General features: G+C 64.0%; 23 protein-coding genes. 1 reads left to right on the top strand and 22 read right to left on the bottom strand.

The features are described 5' to 3' along the window. Positions 1-59: 59 nt before the first annotated feature. On the bottom strand, positions 60-6,737 hold the full coding sequence (locus SPYCA_RS14540; protein ID WP_120221523.1) for an acetyltransferase: 6,678 nt from the start codon (positions 6,735-6,737) through the stop codon (positions 60-62). A 34-nt stretch (positions 6,738-6,771) separates the two neighbouring features. Here SPYCA_RS14540 and SPYCA_RS14535 point away from each other — a divergent pair, with 34 nt between their 5' ends. Then, positions 6,772-7,116: a hypothetical protein gene (locus tag SPYCA_RS14535; RefSeq protein ID WP_146625156.1), complete on the top strand. Its 345-nt coding sequence runs from the start codon at positions 6,772-6,774 to the stop codon at positions 7,114-7,116. Between the two features lie 74 nt (positions 7,117-7,190). Here the strand turns inward: SPYCA_RS14535 and SPYCA_RS14530 are convergent, their stop codons facing one another. From SPYCA_RS14530 to SPYCA_RS14435, 21 genes are all read right to left on the bottom strand, one after another. Next, a complete protein-coding gene (locus tag SPYCA_RS14530; RefSeq protein WP_197715350.1) occupies positions 7,191-9,278 on the bottom strand; it encodes a transglycosylase SLT domain-containing protein in 2,088 nt (695 codons plus the stop codon). Further along, on the bottom strand, positions 9,278-9,733 hold the full coding sequence (locus SPYCA_RS14525) for a hypothetical protein (RefSeq protein WP_232003342.1): 456 nt from the start codon (positions 9,731-9,733) through the stop codon (positions 9,278-9,280). Before SPYCA_RS14525 ends, SPYCA_RS14530 begins: the two co-directional genes overlap by 1 nt. A 31-nt stretch (positions 9,734-9,764) precedes the next feature. Then, positions 9,765-10,229 carry a hypothetical protein gene (locus SPYCA_RS14520; RefSeq protein ID WP_120221518.1) on the bottom strand — a complete coding sequence of 155 codons (465 nt, stop codon included), beginning with the start codon at positions 10,227-10,229 and terminating at the stop codon, positions 9,765-9,767. Further along, on the bottom strand, positions 10,222-12,039 hold the full coding sequence (locus SPYCA_RS14515; protein ID WP_120221516.1) for a hypothetical protein: 1,818 nt from the start codon (positions 12,037-12,039) through the stop codon (positions 10,222-10,224). Before SPYCA_RS14515 ends, SPYCA_RS14520 begins: the two co-directional genes overlap by 8 nt. Further along, a complete protein-coding gene (locus SPYCA_RS14510) occupies positions 12,039-12,686 on the bottom strand; it encodes a hypothetical protein (protein WP_232003340.1) in 648 nt (215 codons plus the stop codon). The genes SPYCA_RS14515 and SPYCA_RS14510 overlap by 1 nt, the downstream gene beginning before the upstream one ends. Next, positions 12,686-13,318: a hypothetical protein gene (locus tag SPYCA_RS14505; RefSeq protein WP_120221512.1), complete on the bottom strand. Its 633-nt coding sequence runs from the start codon at positions 13,316-13,318 to the stop codon at positions 12,686-12,688. Before SPYCA_RS14505 ends, SPYCA_RS14510 begins: the two co-directional genes overlap by 1 nt. 102 nt (positions 13,319-13,420) lie before the next feature. Beyond that, the gene (locus SPYCA_RS14500; protein ID WP_120221510.1) at positions 13,421-13,918 is read right to left on the bottom strand and encodes a hypothetical protein; all 498 of its coding nucleotides are present in this window, start codon (positions 13,916-13,918) and stop codon (positions 13,421-13,423) included. A gap of 1 nt (position 13,919) precedes the next feature. Further along, positions 13,920-14,366 carry a Bbp16 family capsid cement protein gene (locus SPYCA_RS14495; RefSeq protein ID WP_197715349.1) on the bottom strand — a complete coding sequence of 149 codons (447 nt, stop codon included), beginning with the start codon at positions 14,364-14,366 and terminating at the stop codon, positions 13,920-13,922. 53 nt (positions 14,367-14,419) lie between these two features. Beyond that, a complete protein-coding gene (locus SPYCA_RS14490) occupies positions 14,420-15,436 on the bottom strand; it encodes a major capsid protein (RefSeq protein ID WP_120221507.1) in 1,017 nt (338 codons plus the stop codon). 17 nt (positions 15,437-15,453) lie between these two features. Continuing rightward, a complete protein-coding gene (locus SPYCA_RS14485; protein WP_146625155.1) occupies positions 15,454-16,332 on the bottom strand; it encodes a hypothetical protein in 879 nt (292 codons plus the stop codon). Then, positions 16,301-16,609, bottom strand: coding sequence for a hypothetical protein (locus tag SPYCA_RS14480; RefSeq protein WP_120221503.1), 309 nt, complete (start codon positions 16,607-16,609; stop codon positions 16,301-16,303). Before SPYCA_RS14480 ends, SPYCA_RS14485 begins: the two co-directional genes overlap by 32 nt. Then, positions 16,609-18,237 (bottom strand): portal protein, encoded by a 1,629-nt coding sequence (locus SPYCA_RS14475; RefSeq protein ID WP_232003338.1) that lies wholly within the window; start codon positions 18,235-18,237, stop codon positions 16,609-16,611. The genes SPYCA_RS14480 and SPYCA_RS14475 overlap by 1 nt, the downstream gene beginning before the upstream one ends. A 1-nt stretch (position 18,238) precedes the next feature. Further along, positions 18,239-18,424, bottom strand: a complete 186-nt coding sequence (locus tag SPYCA_RS14470; protein ID WP_120221502.1) for a hypothetical protein — start codon at positions 18,422-18,424, stop codon at positions 18,239-18,241. A gap of 62 nt (positions 18,425-18,486) precedes the next feature. Continuing rightward, positions 18,487-18,651 carry a hypothetical protein gene (locus tag SPYCA_RS19320; protein WP_172595093.1) on the bottom strand — a complete coding sequence of 55 codons (165 nt, stop codon included), beginning with the start codon at positions 18,649-18,651 and terminating at the stop codon, positions 18,487-18,489. Then, positions 18,648-20,246: a terminase gene (locus SPYCA_RS14465; RefSeq protein ID WP_120221500.1), complete on the bottom strand. Its 1,599-nt coding sequence runs from the start codon at positions 20,244-20,246 to the stop codon at positions 18,648-18,650. The genes SPYCA_RS19320 and SPYCA_RS14465 overlap by 4 nt, the downstream gene beginning before the upstream one ends. Then, entirely contained in the window at positions 20,230-21,090 is an 861-nt protein-coding gene (locus tag SPYCA_RS14460) for a terminase small subunit (protein ID WP_120221498.1), read from the bottom strand. The genes SPYCA_RS14465 and SPYCA_RS14460 overlap by 17 nt, the downstream gene beginning before the upstream one ends. 245 nt (positions 21,091-21,335) lie before the next feature. Beyond that, positions 21,336-21,791 carry a hypothetical protein gene (locus tag SPYCA_RS14450; protein WP_120221495.1) on the bottom strand — a complete coding sequence of 152 codons (456 nt, stop codon included), beginning with the start codon at positions 21,789-21,791 and terminating at the stop codon, positions 21,336-21,338. Further along, the gene (locus SPYCA_RS14445; protein ID WP_120221493.1) at positions 21,788-22,042 is read right to left on the bottom strand and encodes a hypothetical protein; all 255 of its coding nucleotides are present in this window, start codon (positions 22,040-22,042) and stop codon (positions 21,788-21,790) included. The genes SPYCA_RS14450 and SPYCA_RS14445 overlap by 4 nt, the downstream gene beginning before the upstream one ends. Then, positions 22,035-23,153 carry a DnaA N-terminal domain-containing protein gene (locus SPYCA_RS14440; protein WP_172595092.1) on the bottom strand — a complete coding sequence of 373 codons (1,119 nt, stop codon included), beginning with the start codon at positions 23,151-23,153 and terminating at the stop codon, positions 22,035-22,037. Before SPYCA_RS14440 ends, SPYCA_RS14445 begins: the two co-directional genes overlap by 8 nt. Continuing rightward, positions 23,150-23,335, bottom strand: a complete 186-nt coding sequence (locus tag SPYCA_RS19090; RefSeq protein WP_146625154.1) for a hypothetical protein — start codon at positions 23,333-23,335, stop codon at positions 23,150-23,152. Before SPYCA_RS19090 ends, SPYCA_RS14440 begins: the two co-directional genes overlap by 4 nt. Next, positions 23,332-25,317: a DNA cytosine methyltransferase gene (locus SPYCA_RS14435; protein WP_120221489.1), complete on the bottom strand. Its 1,986-nt coding sequence runs from the start codon at positions 25,315-25,317 to the stop codon at positions 23,332-23,334. The genes SPYCA_RS19090 and SPYCA_RS14435 overlap by 4 nt, the downstream gene beginning before the upstream one ends. Positions 25,318-25,339 lie beyond the last annotated feature (22 nt).

The following is a 25,339-nucleotide window of genomic DNA, read 5'->3' as shown; positions in this document are numbered from 1 at the left end:
GCGTCATGGCGGGGTAGGGGATCACTCGATGGTCTTGAATCGGGCAGGCGTGCCAGTATCTATTCTGTCTTGCCGGTCGTGAGACCGCGCCACCATTCACCGATGCCTTCCGGATCCGCGTCGCCGTATCCAACATCGACCAGAAATTGCGCGGCAACGGCCATCTGGCCCGTGGTCAGGCCCGTAAAATAGCCCGTCGTTTCGATGGCATTGCGAGTGGCGCGTTTCGTTTCCTCGCCGCGCGCGATCTTGCCGAGGTCGCTACCGACGTTGATCACCGACTCGACGCCGCCCTGCGCAGGAGTGAACCGGTACCCGAAGCTCGGTCGGTTCGACACTTTCGCCCAGAGAGGCGGGCCCACGTCGCGCAACACCGGGATGGGCCCGAATATTTGAAAGATCATCGACGACGCCGCCCACTCCGCCCAACTCTCATCGTCATCATCATCGGGCGCGCGGCCGGCGAGGAGCTCGGAAAGAAGCGGCGGAACAACGAACAGCCACCAGGCGCGTGCGATCAGGCCCGGCGCGTCGCTCAGTCTGGCAGTTCGGACGTCACGCGCAAAGCTGCGCTGCCGCTGATAGAAGGCCGACATATACGAATAGAACATGGTGAGCAGCTTGCCCGCCTCGCCGAAAGTCCCGCGCCCGGACTGGATTGCCGCGAGATCCTTTGCAGCGCCCGCGCCTTGCGACTGGCGCACAGCCTTGTCGGCGGCATAAATCGCATCCTCTTCGCTCATGCCCGCTGCAATCGCCTTGTCATAGGCGCCCAGCCACGAAGGAATGACGACGATCCGGTCCATGTACCCGATGCCGTGAAACGCGAACTTTTTGACGTTGCTGATGCTCCGCTGGCCGGCCGCCTTGCGGACGTTATCGCGGATATCGCGGTCGAGCGTGTCCATGCGGGCACGGACTTCCTTCGACTTTTCGAGGACGAAATTCCACGCCTCGGGGTTGGCAACGTCCTTCAGGCGGGCGGCCACCCATTTGAAGCCGATCCGTTCGAAGCTGTTCGAATATCCTGCCGCCTGGAGCATGATCGTCGTCACCCGGTACCCCATGCCGACAATCGTCGCGTTGAGGCGCGCCTTTTTGATAAAGGCCTCCATGCCCGCCTGCCCCGCGCGGTCGTATGCCCACTCGTTCGCGATGCGCTGGAGCCACGGCCGGAACAGCTTGCGTATCTCGGGGCCCAGACTGTCATCGACCGCTTTCATCACCGGCCGCGCTTGCAGGAACTTGTCGGCCTGCATGATCGCTTCGCGGTGCGTAAGGTCATGGATGACCTCGCCGACGTGCCGGTGAATGACGCCTAGGCTCAGATGGATCGGCCGCTCGACATTGGTGCGCTCCTTGGTGAACCCCTTCGGCGTCGTCGCGCGCGTATAGATGCCCTCGAACAGGCTGTCGGACTTGGCCGCATAGCTTTCCGATTCGTAATTGCGGCGCGGATCATAGACCACCGGGTAATATCCGCCCTTCAGCACGCCCCATTTCGTCTGCACGGGGATGGGTTCGATCTTTTCGGGCGCAATATCGTTGACCCGCTTCTCCATCGCCTCGATGTCGGGCCAGAGACTGTTGATGATATCCCAGACCGACTGGACATAGGCCCACTCCTCTTGCGTCATCACGCGGTCGAGCATCGCGGTCACCCCCGCTTCGGACCAGCGATAGCCGCCGAGCAGCTTGTCGAAATTGCCGCGGTTGCCGGTGTTGAGCGCGATCGCGATGACCATCTCGCGGGTCATCACAAAGGGATTGCCCGTCTCGATATTGAGGAGCTCAGGCGCAACAACCTTGTCGGACCATCGCCGCAGCGTTTCTCTCGGTACCGCGGCGAGCGCATCATTCAACTGGCCGAGAATGTCGGCCATGCGGATCCGTTCATTCTCCTGGGCGTCGACGAGTGGGCGAAAGACGACGCGATTGAAGATGCCGTTGCTGTCTCCGCTGTCGAGCCAGTCGAAAACCGTCTCCATCTTGAGCAGCGCGGCATCGGCAGCGGCGACCTTCGACTTGACCGCATCCCAGCGCGACGGCTCCATAAGGTCGCTCGGCGCGCGCTGCGGCAGCTTTGCCACCGCCTGCACCGCCTCGGTCACGGTGACCTCGAACTCGCGCTTTTCCTGCCCGACCTGAAGCTCGCGCTTCAACCGGCCGAGATGAATAATCTGGCGCACCGCTTCGTCGAGCCCGAGCAGCTGCTCGACGGTGAGACGGGTCCAGTTGTTCTTCGAGATCGTCGCCTCGAACGACGCCGGCACAACGATGTCATACCCCTCCGCCTGGCGCTGGGATGACCATTCCTCCCATTTTCCTTGACGGTTGATACCTTTCTGCGACCGGCGCTTCATGTCGACCGCCTCGAGGAGCGCGTGCGCTTGCTCCAGATATTCCTGGTCGACCGACTTCATCACGCGCTTCGAGGCGATATTCTGCAGTCGGTTGCGGGCGGCGTCGACTTCCTCGTGCGCCTTCTTCGCCTCGGCATAGAGCGCATTATTCAGCATCTGCTGCTGTTTCGCGCGAAAGGCGCCCTCAATGTCCTGTTCGAGATAGGCAGCCTCGGCAAGACGTGCTGCGCGGCGGCTGGCGCGGGCATAGCGCTGCAGAGCGCCCGGCATCGCTTCGGTGCTGACAAGCCCCGCCCTGATTTTCTGGCGCGCCCAATCGCGCGCGGCGCGGTAGGGCGTCGGCGGCTGTCCGGCCTTGCGCCCGAGAACGCGCACCTCGGCGGCGATGACCTCGCCCTGCATGTCGTTGTGGATCGCGGCGATCGCTTCGCGTTCGATGCTACCGTCGGTCAGCGGCTCGCCGTATCGCTCGCGCATCATGGCATCGAGCTCCTCTTCGATGACGCGGTCGCGCATTGTGCGCTGGTCGCCTTCCTCGCGCACCATCCGGTGAGCGGTTTCCATCGCAATCAGCGCTTCGATCATCTCGTGACCGGTCGCGAAACCCGCCTGTTCCGCGATTGTGTCGGGATGGACGCCGCCATTGCGCATAAGCGGCGGCACGCCGCGCGGCATCATCACCGCGGTTTCGTCGCCCATCACATTGACCACCCAGCGCCGGTCGATTGGTTGCGCCTTCATCGCGTCGATCGCGCGGAACGCCGGGCGCTCCGCGACGCTCGCCTCGATCTCTTCGCGAAGCCCGGCCGCGATATCGCGGTATTTTTTGGTATTGCGCGCGCGGACGTCGCGCACGGTCCGGTCGAGCAGCTGAGCCCGCGCTTCGATCCGCGCATCGGCGGTCAGGCGCTTATACGCCTCGAATTCCGCAGCGGTCATGTCGGTCCCGTCGAGCAACGGCGTCACCGACTGCTCTTGTCCGGCAAGCGCGATATCGTCGTCAGTGGCGATCAGCCGGTCGATGACGCGACGGATCTCGGGGGTGAGCGGCGACCGAAGCGCCTTGACGCTGCGATAGATGCCGACCAGCCAGGCGCGAAACTGTTCGAAGATGCCGCGCAGCGCCGGTACGGGCGCGCGACCTTCCATCAGATACTGCTCGACGCCGCGGGCCCACATCTCGTGCGCCTCGACCGGGATGACGCCATTCTCGACAGGGTGGCCGTTGGCGGCGAACCATTCGGTCACGGTTTCCCAGTCCGATCGCAGCCGGTTGGTCGCGTCGTCGGACAGGGCATCGGATCGCAGCTCTTCCAGCCATAGGTGCCCCGTCTCGTGCAGGAAGGTCGACAGGTTCCGTGACTTGAAAAGCTCGATCACCGCGGCGCCCGTGAATTCCTCGCTCGGAAACACGATACGGCCGCGCGGAACGTTGGGATCGCCGCTCTGCTCGAGGCCGGCCGGTTTGTCTTTTGGCTTGACCCCGAGTATAGGTCGTTTCGGCCTCTCCGGCCTAATGCCCTCTATTGATGCGGGATCACGTGCCGGAGGGTCACCTTCCAGCACCTTTTGGCCTTTGGCCTTGGCGGCGGCAACAGCCTGCAGAATCTGCTCATCACCGCTAACGTTGCCCCGCGGCTTCTTGCCGTAGACACTATTGACGATCGATACATTGCCATCGGCGCCGATCGCCGCGACAACGGGATCGCCGTTGTTGTCGCGCACCGGAAGCGCGACAACGATCCGGCCGGATCCGGCAAGCGTCGACGGATAGATTGCCCACGGCCGTTCCAGCAGCGCGCCGAGCCGCGTGAGGATGTTCATGTCGATATCGTGCTTGCCGGCGATATTGCGGATCTTGCCGCGGCCGATCGTCAGCGTCCCAGCCGGGAGGCCGTAATCGACCAGGGCGGTCGGCACCGGCCCGAGATCGATGAAGCCGCGCGTGCGCTGCCCCTCCCACGCTTCGCGAATATCATCGCGCAGCCCGGCTTGGCGGTAATCGCGGCCCTCCGCCGCATTTCGCGCGGAATAGGCCGACACGGCGTCCCGGATCTGCTTCCGCGTCGCGGTCGCCGGATCGAGCCCCTCGTTGGCAATCAGCGTAGCAAGTTCGAGCGCAGCATCCGCCAGCGTCGTATCGGTTTCCGAGGCGTATCGCGCTTCGCCGCGAAGCTCGGCGCCGATTGCATCGAGCAGGATATTGTTGTCGAGCGCATCTTCATAGCTGCCCGCTTCCCGGCCGGCGAGCTCGGGAAAATATCCCGCGTCGATCGCCGCGCGCAGCACGTCTTCCGGCGCAGTGTCACGCGGCGCAGCGCCAAGCATACTGGCCTGGTCGGTGTCGATCGCGCGGGTCAGGCGTTTCCGGAATGGTGCGGCGCGATGCCAGGTGTCGCCGCCCATGCTGGCGATGTCTCCGCCGGCATCGTCGATACCCCCACGACGCGAAATGAACTCCAGCAGCGACGGTCCCTGCTTCGCGCCCTTGGTCCCGCTGCGCATGGCATTGATGACGCGATCCAGCCCATCGTCTTTCTGGCGCAGTGCCAGCTGTTCCGGAAGGATTTGCACGACATCGACGTTGGCGAATTCCTTGCCGGTCAGCATCTGCCCTTTGCGGATCGCGCGCGTCTCATACCGCGCCGCAACAAGCTCGGCCTGCGTTCGCGCCACCGACGGCGTATATCCTGCCGACTGGAGCTTCTCGACGACGTCGGCGATCAGCGCCTCGCGGCCTTCCATCATCTCGCGATCGAATTCCTCGATTGCCGCGGTCTGTTCCTCGAGCTGTTGCCGGAGGTCGCTGACCTCCATGTTGAACGCCTCGGCTTCGAAGCGCGACATGCCGCCCGGTGACAGGCGCATATGATCGCGCAGCGCGTCCCACGCCGGAGTACCGGGAAAGTCGGTAAGCACGCGCTCGACGGGCAGCACGAGATCGCCCCCCGATGCCATCGCCTCCAGTGCCTCGGCCTCATACCCCCAATCATCGGGGTCGAATTCGCTCGACTGCATATATTCCTGCAGCGCCTCGGCAGGGATATAGACGTCGGTCGCGCCGCTCTCTTCCGCCATCTCCCGCATCAGCGCCGAGAAAGCGTCGGGATCGCGGGCACGTAGCTTTGACTTTATGGCGGCATCGCCAGCCTTTTCGAGGATTTCGCCTTCGCTCTGCGCTCGCCGCGCCTCCCCCGATCGCGCGGCGAGCAATGCGGCGCCGTCGACAAACTTCTCCGCCGTCTTCACCGTCAGTGTCGTGGTTCCGACCCCGCCGATCGTCGCGAGCAGCGTCTGCGACGCGGCCGCGGGGCGCTCGTTGATGAATTCGCCGAGCGTCTTGTCGGGGTTCAGCGTCACCCAGCTGTCGAAGTCCTGGAGCAGCGTTGCCACCTGCTCGCCCGGAATTTCGGTCACCAGCTGGTTCAGAAGCAGCTTCCCGAACGGGGTGCGGTTGGCGATATCGCCGAGCAGCTTCGAGGCGGGGATGCGTTCCGTGATGGCTTCGACGACGCCCTGCCGCGCGCCGTAGGCGAGGCTGGTACCGATATCCTTGCCCGCTCCGCGCGCGGTTTGATATTCGCTCGACCCGACCATCGCGCCCATGAAGCCAGACGCCGCCTTCGGATCGCGGAGCAGGATCGCCGACAGGGTCAGTGGTGTCGATTCGGTTCCGCGGAGGAGGTCGCGCGCGATCCAGCTGGTAGTTTGCGGCCGCCATTCCTGCGAAGCCTGCTCGAGCGCCGCGCGCCTTGACGCCGCCGCTTCGCGCCGGATCTTTCGCGTCTTCTCCATCTCTTTATCCCAGCGCGGATTTACGCCGAAATAGGTGCCGACCATGTCGGAGAAGAAACCTGCGATGGCGGGTTTCGGGTCGACGGCGTCAAGCACGTCGGACACGGCGCCGATGGCGCTCTCTGCGCTTTCGCCGACCGAATAGAGGCCCGCCATCAACGAGGGCCCAATGCCGGTCACTGTTTCCCGCGTCGACCGCCACGCCTTGCCGAGAAGCGACAGGCTGTCCCAGTCGTCCGAGGCCGCCGCGGCGCCGCGAGGCTGCGCGACGGCCCACTTGCCGACAGCAGGATAGCGTTCAGCAACCGACATGAAGCGCCGCACGTCGCGGCCCTTTTCCGCTTCGGCAAGCCGATCCTCGACATCGAGCGGCGGAACGCCAATCTCGCGGCTGAGCGCGGTCGCGCGGCCGATCGTCTCGGGCGATCCGGAAAGGAGCAGGTCGAGGCGCGTCTTCTGGTCGCGCTCGCGGCGCATGTCCGCTTCGATGGGGTCGATTCGCGCGACCGGCTCATTCGCGGGCTTGCGCCGGGAATAGAGGCGGTCGTAATAGTCCAGGCCGGGAAGGGTCGGGGGCAAGTGGCACCTCGTCTGTTGCCCCGGAACGCTAGGGATGACGCAAATGCTCTTGAATCGCGCTATTTTCCTGCCTCTCCTCCTTGCTGCCTGCGGTGAAAAGCCCGACGAAGATAAGTCTTACGATTATCAGGAGGCGAGGATCGCCGAGCTTGAAACAAAGGTCGCGGACCTGGAAGAGCAAACGAAGAAGCTGAACGCGGTTCAGGACGTCCTTGCTGAAGCAACCGTAGAATTAAAGAGGGACACCGCCACCCCCTCGACGGCGCCGGGCCCCGTGTTCGACAATAGCAACGAACGACTAAAGCGGCTCGAAATGGACAAGGTCAACCGCGACTATGAGGAGGCTCAGCGCCGCTTCAAGGAAGCTGTGGCTAAGTGAATTCCACATTGCTATAATCGATCCGATCGCACGCGGCCGGCCTCTGTCTTCGGACATGCACACTGGCCGCGTCTTTATTTGGCGTAGTAGCGGCGCCAGTAATCCGCGACCTGATCGTCGGTCGGTTCCTTCCCATAGGTGCGCTTATAGGCCGCGACGATCTTCTCGCGCGTGACATCGGGAATGTTCGACGCGCCCATGTCATAGATCGGCCGCGAACCCGAGCCGCCGTACCAGGTCGTCGTCGGCACCTCGCGCGTCGCGCGCTTGAAGAGCTTCTGATAATCGTCCTCGGTAAGCTCGCGCTTGCCGTTCTCGCTGAGCCGTCGCGCATCGCTCTCCATGATGCCATAGATCGCGACGCGCTGCTGCTCGCTGAGATCGCCAAGGCCGCCGTACTTCTCGCCCCAGCTGATTGCACCGGTGATGCCGCTGCGGAGTTTCTGGTCCTTCGGCTTCTCCGTCCGCATCTTCGCCTGGCGCACGGCAAGCCCCTCTAGTTCGGCGCGCGTGACCTGTCCGGCATATTGTCCAAGGTTCGCGCTCTTGAATTCATCGGGGGCATAGATCGCCATCAGGTTGAGGCCGAGCGCCGCCGCGCCGTTGGCCTGCACCTCGACCGGTTTCGCATTGCGCTTGCCCGCATCCTGATACCGGAGCAGCGCCTGCGGCCCGAGGCGGTCTCGAATGCGCGCCGGCATCTGCGAAATGTCGGTGAACCCGGGATTTTTCAGCACCCATTCCGACGCTTCGCGCTCGGCAGCATCCTCTTCACGCGCCTTAAGCTGCTCGTCGCGGGCAATTTCCTTGTCGGCCCACAGCTTCGATCGTTCGCGACGTTCCGGCGACCAGCCTTCCTTGTCCGCAAGCGCATCGATCTGGGCATATACCGCCGCCTTGTCCCATGTCCGCGCGCTTTGCTGGGCCCCGCCGCCACCGATGGCCGCGACATTCTTTTTGACATAGGCCTGCGTTTCGCCGGGCAGGCGTGCCAGCCAGTCGCCACCTTCAGCGATGGCATCGTCGACCCGGCCGGGACCGGCATTATAGGCCGCCCACGCCTTTGCAGGATCGCCGCCATAACGTTTCAGCATGGCCGCGAGATAGTCGCGGCCGACGCGGGTGCGCTCGGCGTCGCTCGCATCCTTCGCCGGCCGTACACCGAAACCCGGATCCAGATTGGTTCCGGGCATGACCTGCATCTTGCCCTGCGCGCCTGCTTTCGACGTAATCAGGCGGCCGGCCGCGTCTCGCTCGCGATTGCCTGATTCGCTCTGCGCGGTCACTGCGACCATCGCCTCGAAGCTGGTACCGGCCGGAGCCGCGTCCGCGGTGCTCGCACCTTCGGGTACGGGCATCGTGCCGATTGCGCGATCGAAATCACCCTGCGCCTGCCGGGTGAGGAGCGGCTCCTTCATCGCGCCGCGGATCGCGAGCTCATCGTTCGCGTTCATCTCGTCGGCGTTGGCATCGAGATAGATTTGCGCCGTGTCGATATCGTCGTCGGCTAGCATGCGGTTGATCACATCCTTGTGAACGGCGCTCACCGCGTTCCACTTTTCCAGACGCACCTGGTCGGCAGACCATCCGTTGAGCGCCCCCAAGTCGTCGACGGCGGCCTTCATCGTATCGAGATGTGCACCCATCAGGTCCGGTCGGTCCCAATTCGCGGCAGCATCCTCGCCGGAGAGGACAACCTGTGATTTCAGCGTACCTTCCTGTTCGGTGCGCAACTGGCGCGTGGCGTGTTCGCCGATCTTGACCGTGTCCGCTCCGTAGAGCCCGGCAATGCGATCGTCGGCCATGCGGCGCATCCGGTCGTTCGTCGTGGCGCCGAGTGTGTCTTCCCGCAGCTTCGCCAGCGCCTCTTCGGTGGCGCTGCGCTTCGAATAGGCGTTCGACCCGGCCTCAAGCTGGAAATCCGACAGGATCTTTGCGGCGCCGGTCTGGTACCGCTGGGCAGCCTTTCGGCTTTCGGTATCGTCGAAGCGGAGGTTAATCTCTTCCTGCGCCTCGGCGAACTCGGCGGCGCTGCGCCCCAGGTTGGTGACACCGGCAGCGATGGCAAGCCCGCCAGCCGCCATATCGGCGGGGCGATGGCGCGCGCGCGTCGTTTCCGCGGGAGCGACCTGATCGGGCTGATAGACCTGGACGCGCGGCATCAGGCCGCCTTCATCTTGCTATACTGCTGCGCGCCGCCGAGCGCAGTCGATGCCATGTCGAAGGCCCCTTTGACGATCGCGCCCTTCGCCGCGAAGCGCGACGCCTTGGCGCTCGAGCGGTAATTCGACGCGCTGATATCGAAACCACGCACGTTCTCGGCACCGGTGTCGTAGATGCGCTGGACGTCTTCGCGCGCCAGCATGTCGGTATCGGCCGCCACATCGGCGGCGCTGCCGAAGTCCAGCGACACGCCGTTGGCAGCCTGAGCTACCCGCTGCTCGCCCTTCAGCTGCGCGACGCGGCGGTAGTGGGCAAGCGCTGCAGTCTTCGTGTTTTCGGTCTCGCGGAAAGCCGCCTCATTTTCGAGCCTGGCATTCTGGTCGGCAACGCGCGCCTCGTAGCGCGACGCAGCGGCGCTTTGCAGCGCGGCATATCCCTGTCCGGCGGCCGTCACCGCGGCTGCGGCGATCGCTAGAGTTGCTGGCTCACACATAGCGCACCTTCTCGAAACGGTAGAACGGAACGCCGCCGATCCGGAGGCGATCGTCGTCGATATCGAAACCCCAACGCCGAAGCATCCGGATCGCCGGAGCATTCTCGCAACTGACATATCCTGCCAGGCATTCGCTTGAATCGTGCAGCCGGGAGATGATCGCGGGCCCCATGGTCAGCAGCGCGCGCGCGTGCCCCCACACGACATCAGTGCCAAGAAACCACGGAGCGCCCGCTCCGGTGAGCGCGCTGTTGACCACGACACCGAAAATGGCTTCGGGGCGATCGTCGACGAAAGCGGTCCACGCCTGCGCGCTGTTCAGGATTGCTTCGCGCAAGGCCGCTTTTGGCGTATGGCCGAAGGCGGCGCACTCGCGGGCGTCGATGCTGCGCATCCTGCGCGCGACTGATCCGACATGCTTCGTGCGGGCAAGTTCGAGCCGGATCCGGCTAATCATTGATGACCGGATCGACAAAGGCGCCGAGCAGGGTCAGCGGGAGCGGGGCGGTCTGTTTTACATGGACGCACACCTTCCCGGATTCGACGTTGCCCGAGTTGATCAGATAGTCGCCCGTCATCAGGTTGTCGGGACTGCCGTAGGCCTCGGCAACGCGCTGCTTGACGTAGGCGGTGTCAGACTCGCTCGACCCGGCGTAGACCCCCGAGCTCTTGTGAAGCGTGAGCACGATTTCACCCGCCTGTTGCTTGCGGCCGACATTCCAGCCCTGCCCCGGCACGTTGGCGCGCACCGGCAACGTTTCGATCGCCACCTCGTAAGGCAGGCCGAAGGTCACATGTTTGCCGCTGGGCACCGAGGCGGGAAGGGTGACCGATCCGTTGGTCACGGTCAGCCCCGTCACCGGCACGCCGTCAACCAGCGCAGCGACGTCGGTGCGGCCCTCCAGATGCCACAGCCCGCTGAAGCTGCTGCGCGGCTCTTCGAACACGCCCGTGACCGCGCAATCTAGAAAGCAGCATTCCTTGAGCTCTGCCCAGTCGTGCGAGGCCATGCGTTCGATGAAAAAGCGATCGGTCTCCCCGATCCGCCGCTTCACGATAAGATAGACGCGATCTTCGCCGTTTTCGGTGATGGAGCAGACTGACTGCACCTCGCCGTCGGTTTCGCAAATCGTCCAGCCCCAGACATTCTGTTCCTGTTCCCAGGTGAAGCACAACAGCTTGCCGTCCGACCGCACGGCCCAGATCAACGACCGCGGCTCCTGCGAATAGCACCACGAAACGATATTCATGTCTTTCGGGAAGAAATCGGGCGAGAAGATCGACACGTCGTCGCTCTTCAACCCGTCTATTTCGAAGCTGAAATTGATCGTGCGGATGCTGCGGCCGACGCTCGGCGCATAGAAGACGACATTGTCCACAACCAGCGGCGGCAGTCGCGATGATCCGCGGCCGATCTGCCGCCTCGGTGCCTGACTGGTCGCGGTGAGCACGCCGCCCGATCCGTCGCCGTCGACATTGAAGATCGCATCAGAGGTCAGCGCCAGCAGGCTTGTCGTCGATGCGAGCTGTTCCACACTGTTCACCCGCCCCGCGACAATGCTGAAGGACAGACTGTCATCCGCGCGCAGCGGCCGTGACCGGTCGAAATTGCGGAACTGGCTGCCACCGCTTCGGCTGCCCCACACGCCGTTTGGCGCGTTTTTCGTGCGCGCAAACAACAGGCGCTGTTCGAAAAGCGTGACGGTTGAAGGATAATCCCCTTCGCCGCTGAAGGGATCGAAACCCTGCGGCGGCGCCTGGTCGAGCGCGGGACCGATATTGTCGTCGATGAAGCTCAGGTCTTCGGTCGTGCCGATATATCCGAAGAATTGGCTGTTATGCGCCTTATAGACATTATACCGGGTGGCGCCCGCCACCGCGCTCCACGTGATCGTGTTGTAATTGCGCTTGAGGCCAAGATCGTTCGTCGCAGAATCCTCGGCGCTGGCGCGACTTTCCTGCCCGGTGTCGTCGTTTACGGCCGTGACGACGTAGCTGTCGGGCTGAGGAAAATAGGCAGCCCCGCTATTGTCGGCGTCGGTGTTCGGCGTCGTTGCGGCGGCGCTCACGCCAGCCGGTGCGGCAATCGTCGGGCCGAAGCTGACCGGATTGAACAGCCATTCGGTGTGACCGGCGCGCAGAAGCTCCTGCGGCGGATGATCGATGTGCGCGAGAAACATCGTGTCCGCGGTTTGTTCGAAATCGATGTCGGCCAGCTCGACCCCGTTATAGGGACTCCCAACAATATAGGCGCGTGCGACCCCCATCAGCGAATGTCCACGCCGCCAAAGCCACCGCCACCGCCACCACCGTAGTTCGGAGGAGGAGGCGGAGGCACCACCGGTGGGACAGCGGGCGGCGGCGGCGGCGGATCGGGCGCAGCGACGCGCGTAATTCCGCCCACGGCTGCGGTAAAGGCAGCAAGGCCTGTCGTGTCGGCGCCGATCGTGAACTTATTCGCGTCGACAACCGATTCGACTGGCCAGAAGCGCCCGTTCAGAAGATCACCGATCTCACCCTCTATGCCGGTCAGGTAGACACTCTCGCCCGGCAGATATTCATGATAGGCTGCTTCGATCTCGGCGTTGGCTGCATTGGTGATATTGACGATCGCCAGCTCTTCCTCGAGCAGGCGCCCACCGAGCGCGCAGGGCGACATATAGCCCTGCCCCATTTCAAGCGCATAGGTCTGGGTCAGGCTGAACTGAAACGGGATGATGCGCGTCGGCTCGGATCCGTCGATCACCTCGGCGACGAGCCGCGTTCCCGGCCGCTTCGTCAGGCCGCCGTATTTGAGCACGATGACGTTCGTGCCCTCTTTCAGACCGGCATTATAGGCATCGACGTCGAACCGGCCGTGCAGATGCTCCGACAGGACGCCGCGGCTGAAATTCGGCTGCCCCGCGCGGAACATCAGAATTCTTCCATGATGCCGGCGCGGGCATATTCGGCATCGCTGATATGGCGGGGTTGCTGGCGTGGACGCTTGTTCTGTTCGTCGCTGATCGCCTCGGCCTTCGCGAAGGCCGCTTCCTGCCGAAGCTCATTCTTGAGCTTCCGGTCCTTCTTGATCGTGTAGCAGGTCCGCGCGGCGAGCTCGAGGACATAGGCACGGGCAACAAGCGCTGGCAGGAGGAAATTTGCGCTTCGGTTATAGACAAGCGTCGCCGTTTCAACGTTCGTGTAAACCTTGCCGTTAGAGATGGTGAATGCGAGCGGCATCGCCGCCTGGACCGGGAAGGTGCCGGGGCCGCCGAGTGGCAGATTGGACGCAGCCGCGTCGACACCACGCACCGCAAGCGGCGCCGCGCAGTCGGCGGGCAAGGCATAGGCGAACAGCCATTCGGCGGGCCGGTCGTTGGGGACGCCGGCAAGCACCTGGTAAGTTTCGGTCCAGTGCCAGTCGGTCCAGTCGAGCAGCTCCTCCATGATGACGAACGCAACGGCATTGCATGCGCGCGCCTCGGTTGATGGCTCGTTGAGCGAGGCGATCGCTGGCGCCGCCAGTTCGACCATGGCCTGGTTGTAGAGCGCGACTGTCGTCATGCGATGGGGGTAGGGCGGCGCGCAGAGGGCTTGAATCGGGCACGAAAAAGGGCCGGACGATTACTCGGCCGGCCCTTCCCCCTTCCGCCCGGAGGCGTATCGTCAACTGCCCTGCAGGGCGGCCTTGCGCGCTTCGAGCGCTTCGAGCGCCCCGCTGCGCGATTTCCCGCCCTTCTCGGCAGTGATCAGCGCGTCGATCGCGCCGACATCGCTGATCGATTCGAGATAGGTCGTCAGTTCAGGGATGCTCTTGTCGAGCGGGCCCGGATCCGGCTGTTCGGCGGCGGGCTTGCTTGTCTGCTCAAGCTTCTCGGCGAGCTCGGCCAGGCGTTCGTCGACAAGCGCCAGCTTGCCCTCGAGTTCCGCTTTCAGCGCGTCGATGGTGCCCGAAACCGCCGCAGCGTCCTTGCCGCCCTTGGCTTTCGCCGCGCCGGGTGCAGGCGTGTGCTTCGGACGCTCGACGACATTGCCGTCCTTATCGAGCAGATCCATCCAGCTGCCCTGCGCGATGTTCGTCGTGAACTCCTCGCCCTCGACGCGGATCTTGTCGCCGTCGAAGCCTTCCGCATTGGCGCGATAGGTCTTGAATTCGTCGGACATGTCACTGGCCTCCCACGAAGTTGCTATGGCGGGCAGCGACGACGCCCGCGGTGATCTTCCCGGTCGTGGGGGCGGTGCCCGTCACGTCGTAAAAGAGCCGCATGTTGCGCTCGTTGGTGCCTTCCGGGATGTAATCCGGGAAAGGCAGCTGCTCGCCGATGGTCAGGTCGGCGAGCAAGTAGGTCGCCTCCGCGACCGTTTTCGGCGATCCGAAAGCCGGATCGGCGTCGACCTGGAGCGAGACCTTCAGGCTGGTGAGGTTGTTGAACGTCTCGACGACATTGATCGAGAGCGGCACATGGCAGCCCTTGCCGATGTCGCGGACGAGCGCGGCGGATGCACCGAAGGGCGTGCCGGTGGCACCCAGATCGATGCTGTTCGTCGAAGCGGCATCGGCCGTGATGGCCTGATCCTCGCCGAACAGGTTGGTGATGTCCATAATGCTCATCTGTCTTCCCCTTGAAGACCGGGGACGGCGCCGGAAAACGCCGCCCCGGTATGTTAAGCGACCGCAGCCTCGGTGTTGAGGATGTGATCGGTGTCGCGGATCGGAATGCCGCGCCACGTCATCACCTCTTCGCCCTGGATCTCGCGCGGCTTCAGGCGGACGAAGTTGTCCGACGAACCCGCGTTCGTTCCCTCGGCGTCGAGCGCTTCGAGCAGGGTGCGGTTCATGTAGATGACCGTGCGGGTGGCGCCGATGATGCCGCCCTGGTTCTCCATGCCGTAGTTGCGGCGGCCCTGCAGCTTGTAGAACAGCTTGCGGAGCAGCGGGTTGACGGGCGTGTTGCCGGCGATGACCTCGGACACGTCGATGTTGCAGACGCGGCCGCTGTAGCGCCAGTCCTTGACGGTGAGGCCGCCATGCTGGGTGAACAGCTCGTCCTTGGCGTAGTAGGGGTTGCCCGCCGCATCGAGGACGCGGTGCTCGCCCTTGTCCTCGCGATCGACGCCCGCCGACATGCCCTTGGGCGTGATGATCGAGGTTGCCTGATCGCCCCAGGTGATCATCGCGATCGAGGTGTTGTCGGAGCCGGAACCGCCGCCGGTGACCACGTTCGGGTTCGCGAGCGTGTTATAGCGCGCGAAGAAGCCGTGGAACTTGCGCGGGGCGCTGCCGATGTTCGAGTACCAGAAGGTCTTTTCGAACTCCTGCGCCATCGCTTCGAGGAACGCCGTCGATTCGGACATGCGAACCTTCGCGGCATTCTCGCCCGCGATCTTGAGCAGGCGGCTGTCGACGGTCGAGAGACCTTCGACGAAGCCGGTGACGTCGTCGACCTGCGTCGTGGTCGACTTCGACTGCTGAATACCCTCATACAGCGCGCCCCAGCTGACGCTGGGCAGGCCGGTGCGGATGTTCGATCGATGCTTCGTCCCCATGTTGCAGGTGATGACGTTCGAATCCTTCATGATCGGATTGAGCGTGTGCAGCGCCTCGACGATGTCGCCGAGCTCGTTGCCTTCCTGCTTCATCACGTCGATGAGGCCGAGATAGGTGTTGCCGATAATAGCCATGGGAATTTCCCCCTGTTTCAGTCGTTGGGATAGAGACGCTTCGCCACATCATCCTTCGCGGCAGGCGACGAAGCATTCGCCCGCACGAAATCGCCATCTTCCGACACGAGTTCGCCCAGCTTGGCGGCCATGCGGATCATGTCGGGGTGATTGCCGAAACCCGTTGCTTCCAGCGCGAGCCGGAACGGGTGAGCCTCGACATTTTTGTCCTTGTCGGCCTTCACGAACCCGAGCGCGTCGAGCCCCTTGGCGGCCATGTGCATCGTGGCATCCCACTTGGCGCCGCCGATGTCCTCGGCCGCCTTCGCGCTATCGAGCCACTCCTTGCGCTGGGCATTGCCTTTCGCGACGATGTCGTTGACCGTCGCCTCGACGGCGCGGTCCATCATCTTCGCCGCGATCGGCACAAACTTCTTTGCAGCGTCGTTTGACAGGTTGAGCTCGCGCAGGATCGGCTCGGCCTCGGCCACCATTTCGGGATCGAGCTCGACGCCTTCGACCGACAGGTCATAGGCCTCGGGCGCGCCCTCGGCGCCGTCACCGTCACCCTCCACCTCGCCGGATCCGTCGCCGTCCCCAGCGTCGTCGTCATCGCCGCCGTCGCCGAGCGCGGTGCCACCGGATCCGTCATCGTCACCGGCATCCGCGTCGCCACCATCACCAGCACCGGCATCGTCGGTACCAGCGTCACCGCCGCCAGCGTCATCGGTGCCCTGGTCCCCAGCGCCTTCGCCGCCACCGGAGCCGCCGTCACCGCCGCCGTCGCCATGATCGTCCGGCGCGCGCATGAAGCGGCCCATGGCGCGCTCGACGGGCGACATGAAGGCGGCCGAGGCCAGCAGGGCGCCGCGCAGCGCGGTCGATTTAGTCGGGAATATCGTCATAGCGGTCCGCACGTTTCTTCTCCTCGGATTTCGAAGGGGGGTTCAGGGCTGTCAGGATGACTGCGTTGAGGGTCGCAAGCGCCTCGGGCGAGCGCAGAGCCTTGGGTTGGCCGAGGTCGACCAGCTGCAGCAGTTCCAGCCCCAGGCTTCGACGTCCCTCGGCGAATGCGAGATCACGACTGTCATGCCCATTGGCTGGCGCCAAAATGCCAGCCAGTTGAATCGCTTCAAAGAGGAATTCGCGAAACAGCGGGTTGGCGAGCAGAAGGGCGCGGTCCTTGTCGTCCATCACGCGCCCAACAGCGTATCGAGGAGGGGTTCACCGCCGACATCCGTCTCGCTGAGCAGGCGCGCGCCTTCGGCGCTGTCGCGAACAGCGGGCGCCGCCTCCAGCATCTTTTCCTGCTGGATAGCGGCCTGGCGTGCCTGCCGAAGCTTCTGTGCATCGGCCGTGCTGCGGATGATCTTCGACGGGGTGCCCGCGCGCTGCGCATATTCGTCGATGGCTTCATCGATATCGAGCTTGTCGGCCGCATCCGGAAAGGCACCGGCGAGATTGCCGACAAAGCTGACGCTCCGCTCGATTTGCCCGATGCCGACCAGGCGCTGCATCTGCGTCAGGATCGACACGAATTCGACCTTGATCTCGGCATCGCGAAGCGCGGGCGGCGCGGGCGGCAGCATCCGGCCGCGCTCCATCAGGCTGAAGACGCGGTCGATAACGACCATGAGCTTTTCGGTGCTGACGCGCTCGATCACCGGCCCCAGCTGGGTCAGCTTTTCCTCGTTGCGCTTCGCGATCTCTTCCATGTTGCGCGGCTGGATGCCGCGCATGTTGGTGATGGCGTTGAACAGGTCGGCGTAAAAGAGCGTGTCGACCTGTTCCTTGCACTTCTCGATCTCGGCGCGGATGGCCTCGGGCGCCTGGTAAGGCATCTGGTACGGAACGACGATATTCTCTTTAAGAACGCCGTTGCCCGTGACGATGCTGCGCGGCTGCCCGGTCAGGCGGATGTGCGGCGGAACGATCTTCTCGGGGTGCACCATGAGGTCGATCGCCTCGTTGCGGCGCTTGGTCTGCAACTGGAGCTCGCGGAGCGCCGGCAGCGCTTCCATACCCGGCGAGGTGCCATAGACGTCACCGCCGGCGACATCCCACCGCGGCGCCCAGAAGGGTTGTTCGGTATAGCCGCTGATGCGGAGCGTTGCGTCCTTATCATCGCTCGCATCCCAATAGACGCTGCGATAATTGAAGCGCCCGGCCGGATCCGGCTCGATCGCCTGATAGATTTCGACGTCCTTCTCGTAATCGCTACGGTCATAGGCAGTCCGAATCCACGGCTGCACCTTGTCGCCGAACGACATGACCGCCTGCCGCACCGTCATCGGGCACAGGCGATAGAGCGTGTCGGGCCGCATCGCGTCGCTGAGCGCAATCCAGTACTCGCCGAAGGTCAGGCTGTGGCAGACACCGCCGTGAATGCGGTGCTCGACCATGACGGTCGCTTCGGTCCCGAACAGCCCGGTTTCGCCATATCCGGTCTTCGCCGCGCCATAGAAATTGGTCGACGCGAGAAACGCATACATGCGCGCTTCGACATCGCTCAGCCATTCGCGGACGCCCTCGGCCTCCATGAATTCGGCGGCGACAGCGAGCGTGAACCACGGTGTCGACTGCGACGACAGACCAGACGCCATGCCGTGCGTCAGCGTGCGCTGCGCGATGATACCGTGCGGGTCAAGCAAGCGATTGTTCCACTGGCGCCGCTTCCCGCCCTTGTTCCGCTCGGTCGAAAGGAACCGCGAACGCGCGGGCTGGGCAAAGCGCGCGATCTGGCGGACCTCGTCCTCATAATCGGACCGGATCGTCTTCATCCCGCTCAGGCGGGTTTCGCAGTCCTGGCGGATCGACGCCATGTCAGCCGAGCGTCGGGTTGGCGGTGCTGGGATTGCCGAGCGCGCCCTGCGGCGACGTGATGATGCCCGCCATGATCGCGCGGCGGCGCTTGGAGCTATCCTTTGTAAGGTCGAGCCCCTCGTCCGGAAGCTTCATGGCCTGCCGTTCCGGCATCGTCGGCATATCGGGGGCTTTCGGGGTGCACATGCGCAACGCTCTCCTTGGTCGGGATGAGCGTTACGGTCGGGCCCCGCGGCTTTGAATCGGGCCTATATTTCGTCGTAACGGTCGCGCGGCGGTGGAGGCTTAGGCCGCGTCGGCTTTACTTCCATGTCGCTGTCATAGATGCGGCGGATCTCAGCGTAATTGCGCCGAACGAAGTCGCGGTCGCCATAGGTTTCGCGAGCCCATATCTCGAATGGCTGTTCTCTCATGGCAGTTCTCCATACCGATCGTAATCGTTGGCTTGAGCAACCATCTCTTCAAAAACGGCCTGTTTCATCGTCGCCATATTGGCGAGGCAAATCGCGTCGCCATCGTCGGGCGAATGTCCAAGCTTCAGCTTCTGTTCTTCTTTGGGCATGATGAAGATCCCGGTCGGCCGCAGCTGCCAACGATACGACGCGAGATCCGCGCGCAGGCGAGGCAGGTTCGGGATAGCCGCAGGATTAGGGTTCGTAGGATCGAGTGTTTCGCGCATGCGCCAGATCACTTGCGCACGCATATTGTGAAAGCCGAGGCTCCCGTCGGCGGTCCTCTCGTTCGACCCGTTCGCGAAATTGACAGCTACATGCTGAATTTCGTTAGCCGTGAGGAAATTGCAGCACGCGAGGCCCCAGCCTATCACGTCAACATGCGCGACAGCCCGATCCCGCCTGTTCGTGATAATGTGCCCCGCCGCTATCGGACCGGCGCGCTCCTGGGGAATTTCACGGCCCGGAATTGTGATCGGCAGGTCGAACCACGTCCCGTGCCGGGCGTAAACCACCATATTGTCCTTCCCGCCTGCAGCGATGTCCGCACCGAGGCTGTCCATCACACCCTTCGCCTCGCGTGGCTGCCATCGCGCCATCGCATCATCGATCCAGGCGGTGGGAATGACTTGCCACGGATCGTCCTCTACACCGGCCAGGAAGTCGCCCTCGAGCATCTGGCTGCGCAAGGGCTCGGGCAGGCTCTGCAGAGTTTCAATATAGCCGGAACGCACATAGAAGTAATTGTCGGTGACGCGCGAAGGGATGAAGGTGCGCGAGCGCGGACGGATTATCTTCTCAGGCGAAAACTCGCTCGGATCGAAATCGTAAAGCGGCTCGCCGCGGAAGATAACAAAGGGGCGGTCATCCGCGCACTCGACGTCCGCACCCTTGATCGTGGTAAACCAGCGCAGTTCGCCCGGCTTTGCCGGGTTCGGATGCTTGTCATCGAGCCACGGCCCGAAATAGCTGATAACCCATCGCCCTTCCGCCGTAGTGGGCGGGTTGAACGTCATCAGCACGCGACAGCGCTGATTCGGATCGCTGCTCCGCGTCCATCCCATTGTGAAGCGGACCTGGTGCTCGCGCTGCTCCGTCACCTCGTCGTAAAATTTCCCATCGTGCGGGCGGCCCTGCCATTTCTGATGATCGCTCGGACCATCGAGACCCGCGAATTCGATCAGGCGAGGGACATTTGCGACGGTCGTGCGCCACGACGACTTCTGGCTATTGTAGCCATCGGTCGAACCGAGCACTTCGGTCAATCGTTGGATGATGCCCTCGGTCTGGGTTTTCTCGCGGCGAAAGATTGCCGAGCGCTGGTGATCGGTAAGCGACAAGCCGCAGATCAGATCGGACTTGCCGCCGCCCGCGGATCCTCCATAGCCCGTCACGAAGGCAAGGCTGTCGGCCGCCTCCGATTGCCGACCGACCTGCGCCCGCCAGATATGATGCGATAGATCGTTGTCGAGCAGCCGACGAATCTCGTCGCGCTCCTCCGGCGTTGCAACTTCCCAAAGGGCATCGAGATAGGCCGGGTCAGTTAGCGGGGTCATCTCGTTCCTCGGCCAGCCGCGCTTCGATCTTCGCGAAAATAGCGGCGAGACGCGACGCGCGGCCGACTTCGTCGAGCTTCTCAATACCCTTGTCGTCGATCTCGATGCGTTCCTTGAACATCCCGAGGTGTCGCGCGACGTTTTCCAACGCTTTACCCTGGTCTTGCATCTTGATCTCGAAACCCGCCTGGGTGAGCTTAGTGCCCGCGTATAGAAGCCGGGCCGGGCCCTCCAGATGCCGCGTGTCATGCGCAAAGACATCGGGTGTCCCTTCGCCCCAGCATTTGGGGCAGTCGGCATGCGGCGGCTTGACGCGAACAAAGCCGAAGCCACCTTCGTCGGTCGGCAGAAGAGCAGGGCGACCCCTCTTTTTCTTCGCATTCATTATTTCAATGGATGCGACGACCTGCGCGAACTCCTGTTCGTCGACCCACTGATAGTTGAAGCCTTTTCCGTGGCAGTAGCGGCAGCAGGTGCGTCGAAACTGGACCAGCTCGTTCGGGTCGGCCGTCGCGATGCTCCACCAATGCTGAAGCACCTTATCCTGCGTGATTTCCGTGCGCTTCGCTCGCTCATCCATCGCTTTTTGAATTGCCGCGGCAACCGGAGTTTTCCGGAGTAGTTGGCGCCCGATGTCCTCTGCCGTCCTCGCGCTATATTTCGCCCGGATCGCCGCCTGTGTCGCATTGAGATCGACGAGATACTCAATGACAAATATCGCCTGCTTCGGCGTCAGACCTGTCTCCCGATCGCGGACGGGCGGCGCCACACGCCTCCTCTCAGTCGCAGCGGGCTTGGCTGCTTTCTTCGGTGCGACCTTCTTCGCGGCGGGTGCTTTAGCCATCGTCACCCCGCGGTGCGATGTCAGGCGCGGGGGAGCGGAGCGCGGTGAAGTCGGCGGGTCCTGGACCTATGCTGATACTGATCGTCTCGCCGTTAGCAGCAGCAGCAGCGACAAGGTCCTTCGCCAGGATATAATGCCGACGGGGGCAGATGTTCACCCACGCCGTGAAGGCAACGGCGAGGCGACGGAGATAGTGATCATGCATTTCCCCGACGATCGGTTCGGGCGCTACAAATTTTTGGGCTTCAACCACGCTCCATCTCCACCTTCCAGCCGACATAGACGAGATCGGCGAGCGCCTCGGACAGGCTCACGCCGCGGCTGCTCGCCCATTTCAGGATCTCGGCGCTGACATCGGGATCGCGCGCCTTAACCGCGACGGGCGAGGGCGTCGGCACCTCGCGCGGCCGCTCGCGCCAGTGCGGCGCGGTGTTGAGCGGGCGCGAGGTCCACAGACCCGATTCGACGATCATGATCTGCCGACTGCGCTGGTACCGGCGCACCTCGATCAGGCCGCGCTGTTCCAGCCGCTGGACCGCACCGACGGTGCTGCTCACCGCCGAATAGCCGCTGACCTCGAGCAGATCGTCGCATGTCGGCGCGGGCCGCCCGGCATCGGCCGCCGCGACCAGGGCGCCGTAAATCCGCCGATCCTTGATCGGCAGGTCGCAAATCAGCGCGGCCACTTCAGCTTTCTTCATCGACGATGCTTCCCAACGAAACCCATGAACTTGCGCCCGTGCGGCAGAATGGTGATGACCGCGCCGTCGCCGCACACGGCGCGGTGCCCGGTCGGCAGGATGACGGCACCGCCGCCGAGCCGGTCGCAGGCGTCGAACGCGGGCCCGCTGAGCCGCTCGACAATGATCCGCGCCGGGATCTTGGCGACGCGCTCGCGGTAGCGCCGGATGGCATGCAGGGTGATGACGATCGGTATGCGGACATCATCCACCGACCGCCTCCTGGCGCGGCGCGGGCGCCGCCGCCTCTGCCTGAAAGACGACACGCCCGACGACAGAGCCGCTTGCCGCCGCGACCGCCGCGCCGATCTGGATTGCGAGATTATTCTCGACCCAGCCCGCCGCGAACTTCGAGACGCAGACGACGGTCACCGTCTCCTCGCCGAACAGGATCGCCGCTCCCTTGATCCAGCTGCTGTAGGTCGTGGGGCCGAGTTCCTTTTCGAGCGCGGCGTGAACGGCCGCGCTCCGCGCATCCTCGCGAGCCTTGGCGCGAACCGGCGCAGGCGGCAGCGCGGAAGCCACCGCGGGGCGCGCGGCGTGCGGCGGCGCGAAGCTGACGCCGCGCATTTTTGCATGCATTACACGGGGATGGTCGTTGTTGACCCACTTCCCGAGCGCTGCGCGCCAATCGGACTTGCAGCCGATCGCGCGGGTTTCGGCGAGCCAGTGTAGCTTGAACGCCTCGCAGACAGCCTCGTATGCTCCGTCGGGCCATTGCGCGACCAGACGCGCGGCGACAGGCGGCAGGTCTTCGGGCGCCGGCGCCTCCCAATCGGCGGGGAGACGGTGCCCGGGCGTGCGGGTTTTGCGCATCCGAGCCTTCGGCTCCGGTCGATCTTTCTTTCCTTCCTGTTCGCCCTTTTCCTCGTGGGGCGGATCATCAGCGTCAGCTGATGATAGGGGTTTAGGTTCTAAGGGGGGTTTGGGTGTAGCTGCTACACCCCTCCCCGTGTCGGAGCGTGACCGGTCCGGCCGCTTCACCGGTGAAGATTTTACACCGGTGAAACGCGCCTTGCGCTCCCAGCATCCGACCAGCGGCAGCGCGAGCAGGGCATCGACGACGATCGCATAATCGACCGTGTGGCCATTGGCGCAGGGCTTCGTTCCGACGGCGATCAGCAGCCCGTCGGCGATCAATCCCTGTATCGTGGTGATGACCGTCTTCTTGGTCAGGTCGAGCTCATCGGCCATCGTCTGCTTCGACGCATAGATGCCGCCGCCGCAGTCGGCCGCCTTGTCCGCGAGATAGGCCATCATCGCCAGGCGCGTGACGCTGCCCAGCTTCCGCTTGTAGCATTCGGTGATGAGGTGGTTGCTCACCGGAGCGCCTCCGGCACTTCCTTGCCCATTGCGGCGCACTGCTCGCGACATTTGGCGCGCACGGCGAGCCTATGCGGTGAGACATACCGGCCGCCCTCATCGCGCTGCGCAGGCGCAATTGCTTTGACGCGGAAGACTGCGCCGAGGATGCGTGCCATCCGGCCGGTAGCGGCGCTGGTCATGCCGCCATCGCCTCAGGCTGCCAGTTGCAGAGGTCCGGCTGATTGGCGGCCACGAGCGCGCGCGCCACGGGCGGGCAGACGCTGTTGCCGATCGCACTGATCTGCTCGGCGATCGTCAGCGGGCGCTCGACCCACTTGCCGCGCAGAAATTTGCGCACAACCGGGTCGAGAACATAGTCGTCGGGGAAGCCCTGCGCCCGGGCGAGCTCGCGCGGCTTCAGCATGCGCAACCCAATATCGACGATGACATAGGTCACGGCGTCGATGGTTACCGTCACGACGGCGAACCGATCCTTCGTGGTCACCGTCGCTATCGGTTCGGAAAGACCATGTCCGTCAGACTCGTTGCCATAATATTTTATGAGGAAGGCCGCGGTGCGGACCGCGCGCGCCATAGTATCGGGCGGCAGCGCGCCCTCTTCGATCAGCGTCGTCTCGACGATGCGTTGCGTGCAGCCCTTACCGACAATAGTGCTGAGCGGCTTCTCAGGCAGATGCCCGACCATGCCGGTGTTCGCCTGCTCGATGTGCGCTGCGACGACGGCATGATGCTGGCCTCCGGCGCATGTGGTCTTGAGCGGCTGCAGCGGATCGGCGCGGCCGCCATTGGTGCTGCTCGTATAGAAGCTCGAAAGGAACGCCGTCACGGCGCCGTGCTTGCCGCCGCCTACGACGGTACCCAATGGCTTATCGACATGCGGAACGCGAGGCTCCTGACCCTTCCGCTCACCATAGCCTATCTGGATCAGCGTCGCGGCGGCAACGCCATTCGTGTCCTTCTTCGACGCAGCGATGGTGTGGTGCGGCTGGTCGACGCGGTGATTGCGCCCCCCGTGCTGGCCGTGCGTGATGATCGGCGCGATTTCGGTCTCTACGACGCCATGCTTGGCCGCCCCCGCCATTGCGGTGTCAAGCGGCTCGCGCCCATCCTTCCCGACGCCGTTCTGCGCCATCTTGTGAAGATGCGCCGAAACCATGCCAAGCGGCGTCGCGCCAGCGGGCCGCGCTGGCGAGCCGTTCGCGGTGACCGTCGGCGCCGGGTCGGCCATGTCCGATCCGACCGCTCCGCCCCTGAATTTAGTAACGTGCGGGGCAAGGGTCGCATCGACTGCCGCGTGAGCATTGCCACCAGCGCTGATCGTGCCGAGCGGGTCGGTGCTGGGATATTCCCGCCTGCCGCCGCTGTAGCCGTGCGCGACCGATACGATGAACGGCCGCGCGGCATTCACGACGTAGCGCATCACGCCATGCGCAATCCTGCGCTTCGTCGCCTCGGCGAGCTCGCGCTGGCGCTCGAAGATCGACGGGCACGGGATGCTCCAATCGATGCACTCGGCAGCGGTGCGATAGGGCAGCAGCTTGCCCGCGAGCACGCGGGGATCCTTGGCCGGCGCATGCGTCGCCTTCGGCCAGACGATCGGTTTCCCGTCCCGCCGGAAGATCATGTAGAGGCGTTTGCGGCTGGTCGGCGCGCCATAGTTGCACGCGATCAGCAGGCGGTGCTGCACCCGATAGCCGAGGCGGCGGATGCTGCGCTTGAACTTCTTGAACTCGCGCCCCTTGTGATCCGGCAGCGGCACGCCGTTGCTGTCGAGCGGAGCGGCATATTCGAACTCTTCGACGTTCTCGAGATAGCCGACGTCGGGCAACGTCTCTTCGAGCCAGTGGATGACTTCCCAGCACAGCGCGCGAATCGACCGGTCCTTGACCGGCCCGCCCTTCGCCTTGCTGTATTCTTTGCAGTCGGGCGAGAACCAGGCGCCCGCCACCGGCCGACCACGCGTCGCAGTGCGCGGAAGGAAGGGTTGCCGGATATCGGTGCAGTGATGTTCCGTATCGGGATGATTAGCCTTATGGATGGCGATCGCGGTTGGGCTGTGGTTGATCGCGATGTCGACGTCGCGCCCAAGCGCCTGGCCAATACCGGTGCTGGCGCCGCCGCCGCCCGCGAAGCCGTCGATGAAGAGGGGGTGCAGTTTCATACCAGCCCCTCCGCCTTGTTGC

Origin of the sequence: Sphingopyxis sp. FD7, from assembly GCF_003609835.1 — a bacterium.
In the GTDB taxonomy this organism is placed as follows: domain Bacteria; phylum Pseudomonadota; class Alphaproteobacteria; order Sphingomonadales; family Sphingomonadaceae; genus Sphingopyxis.
Note: the sequence above shows the minus strand (reverse complement) of the source record. Positions and strands in the feature narration are given on the sequence as shown.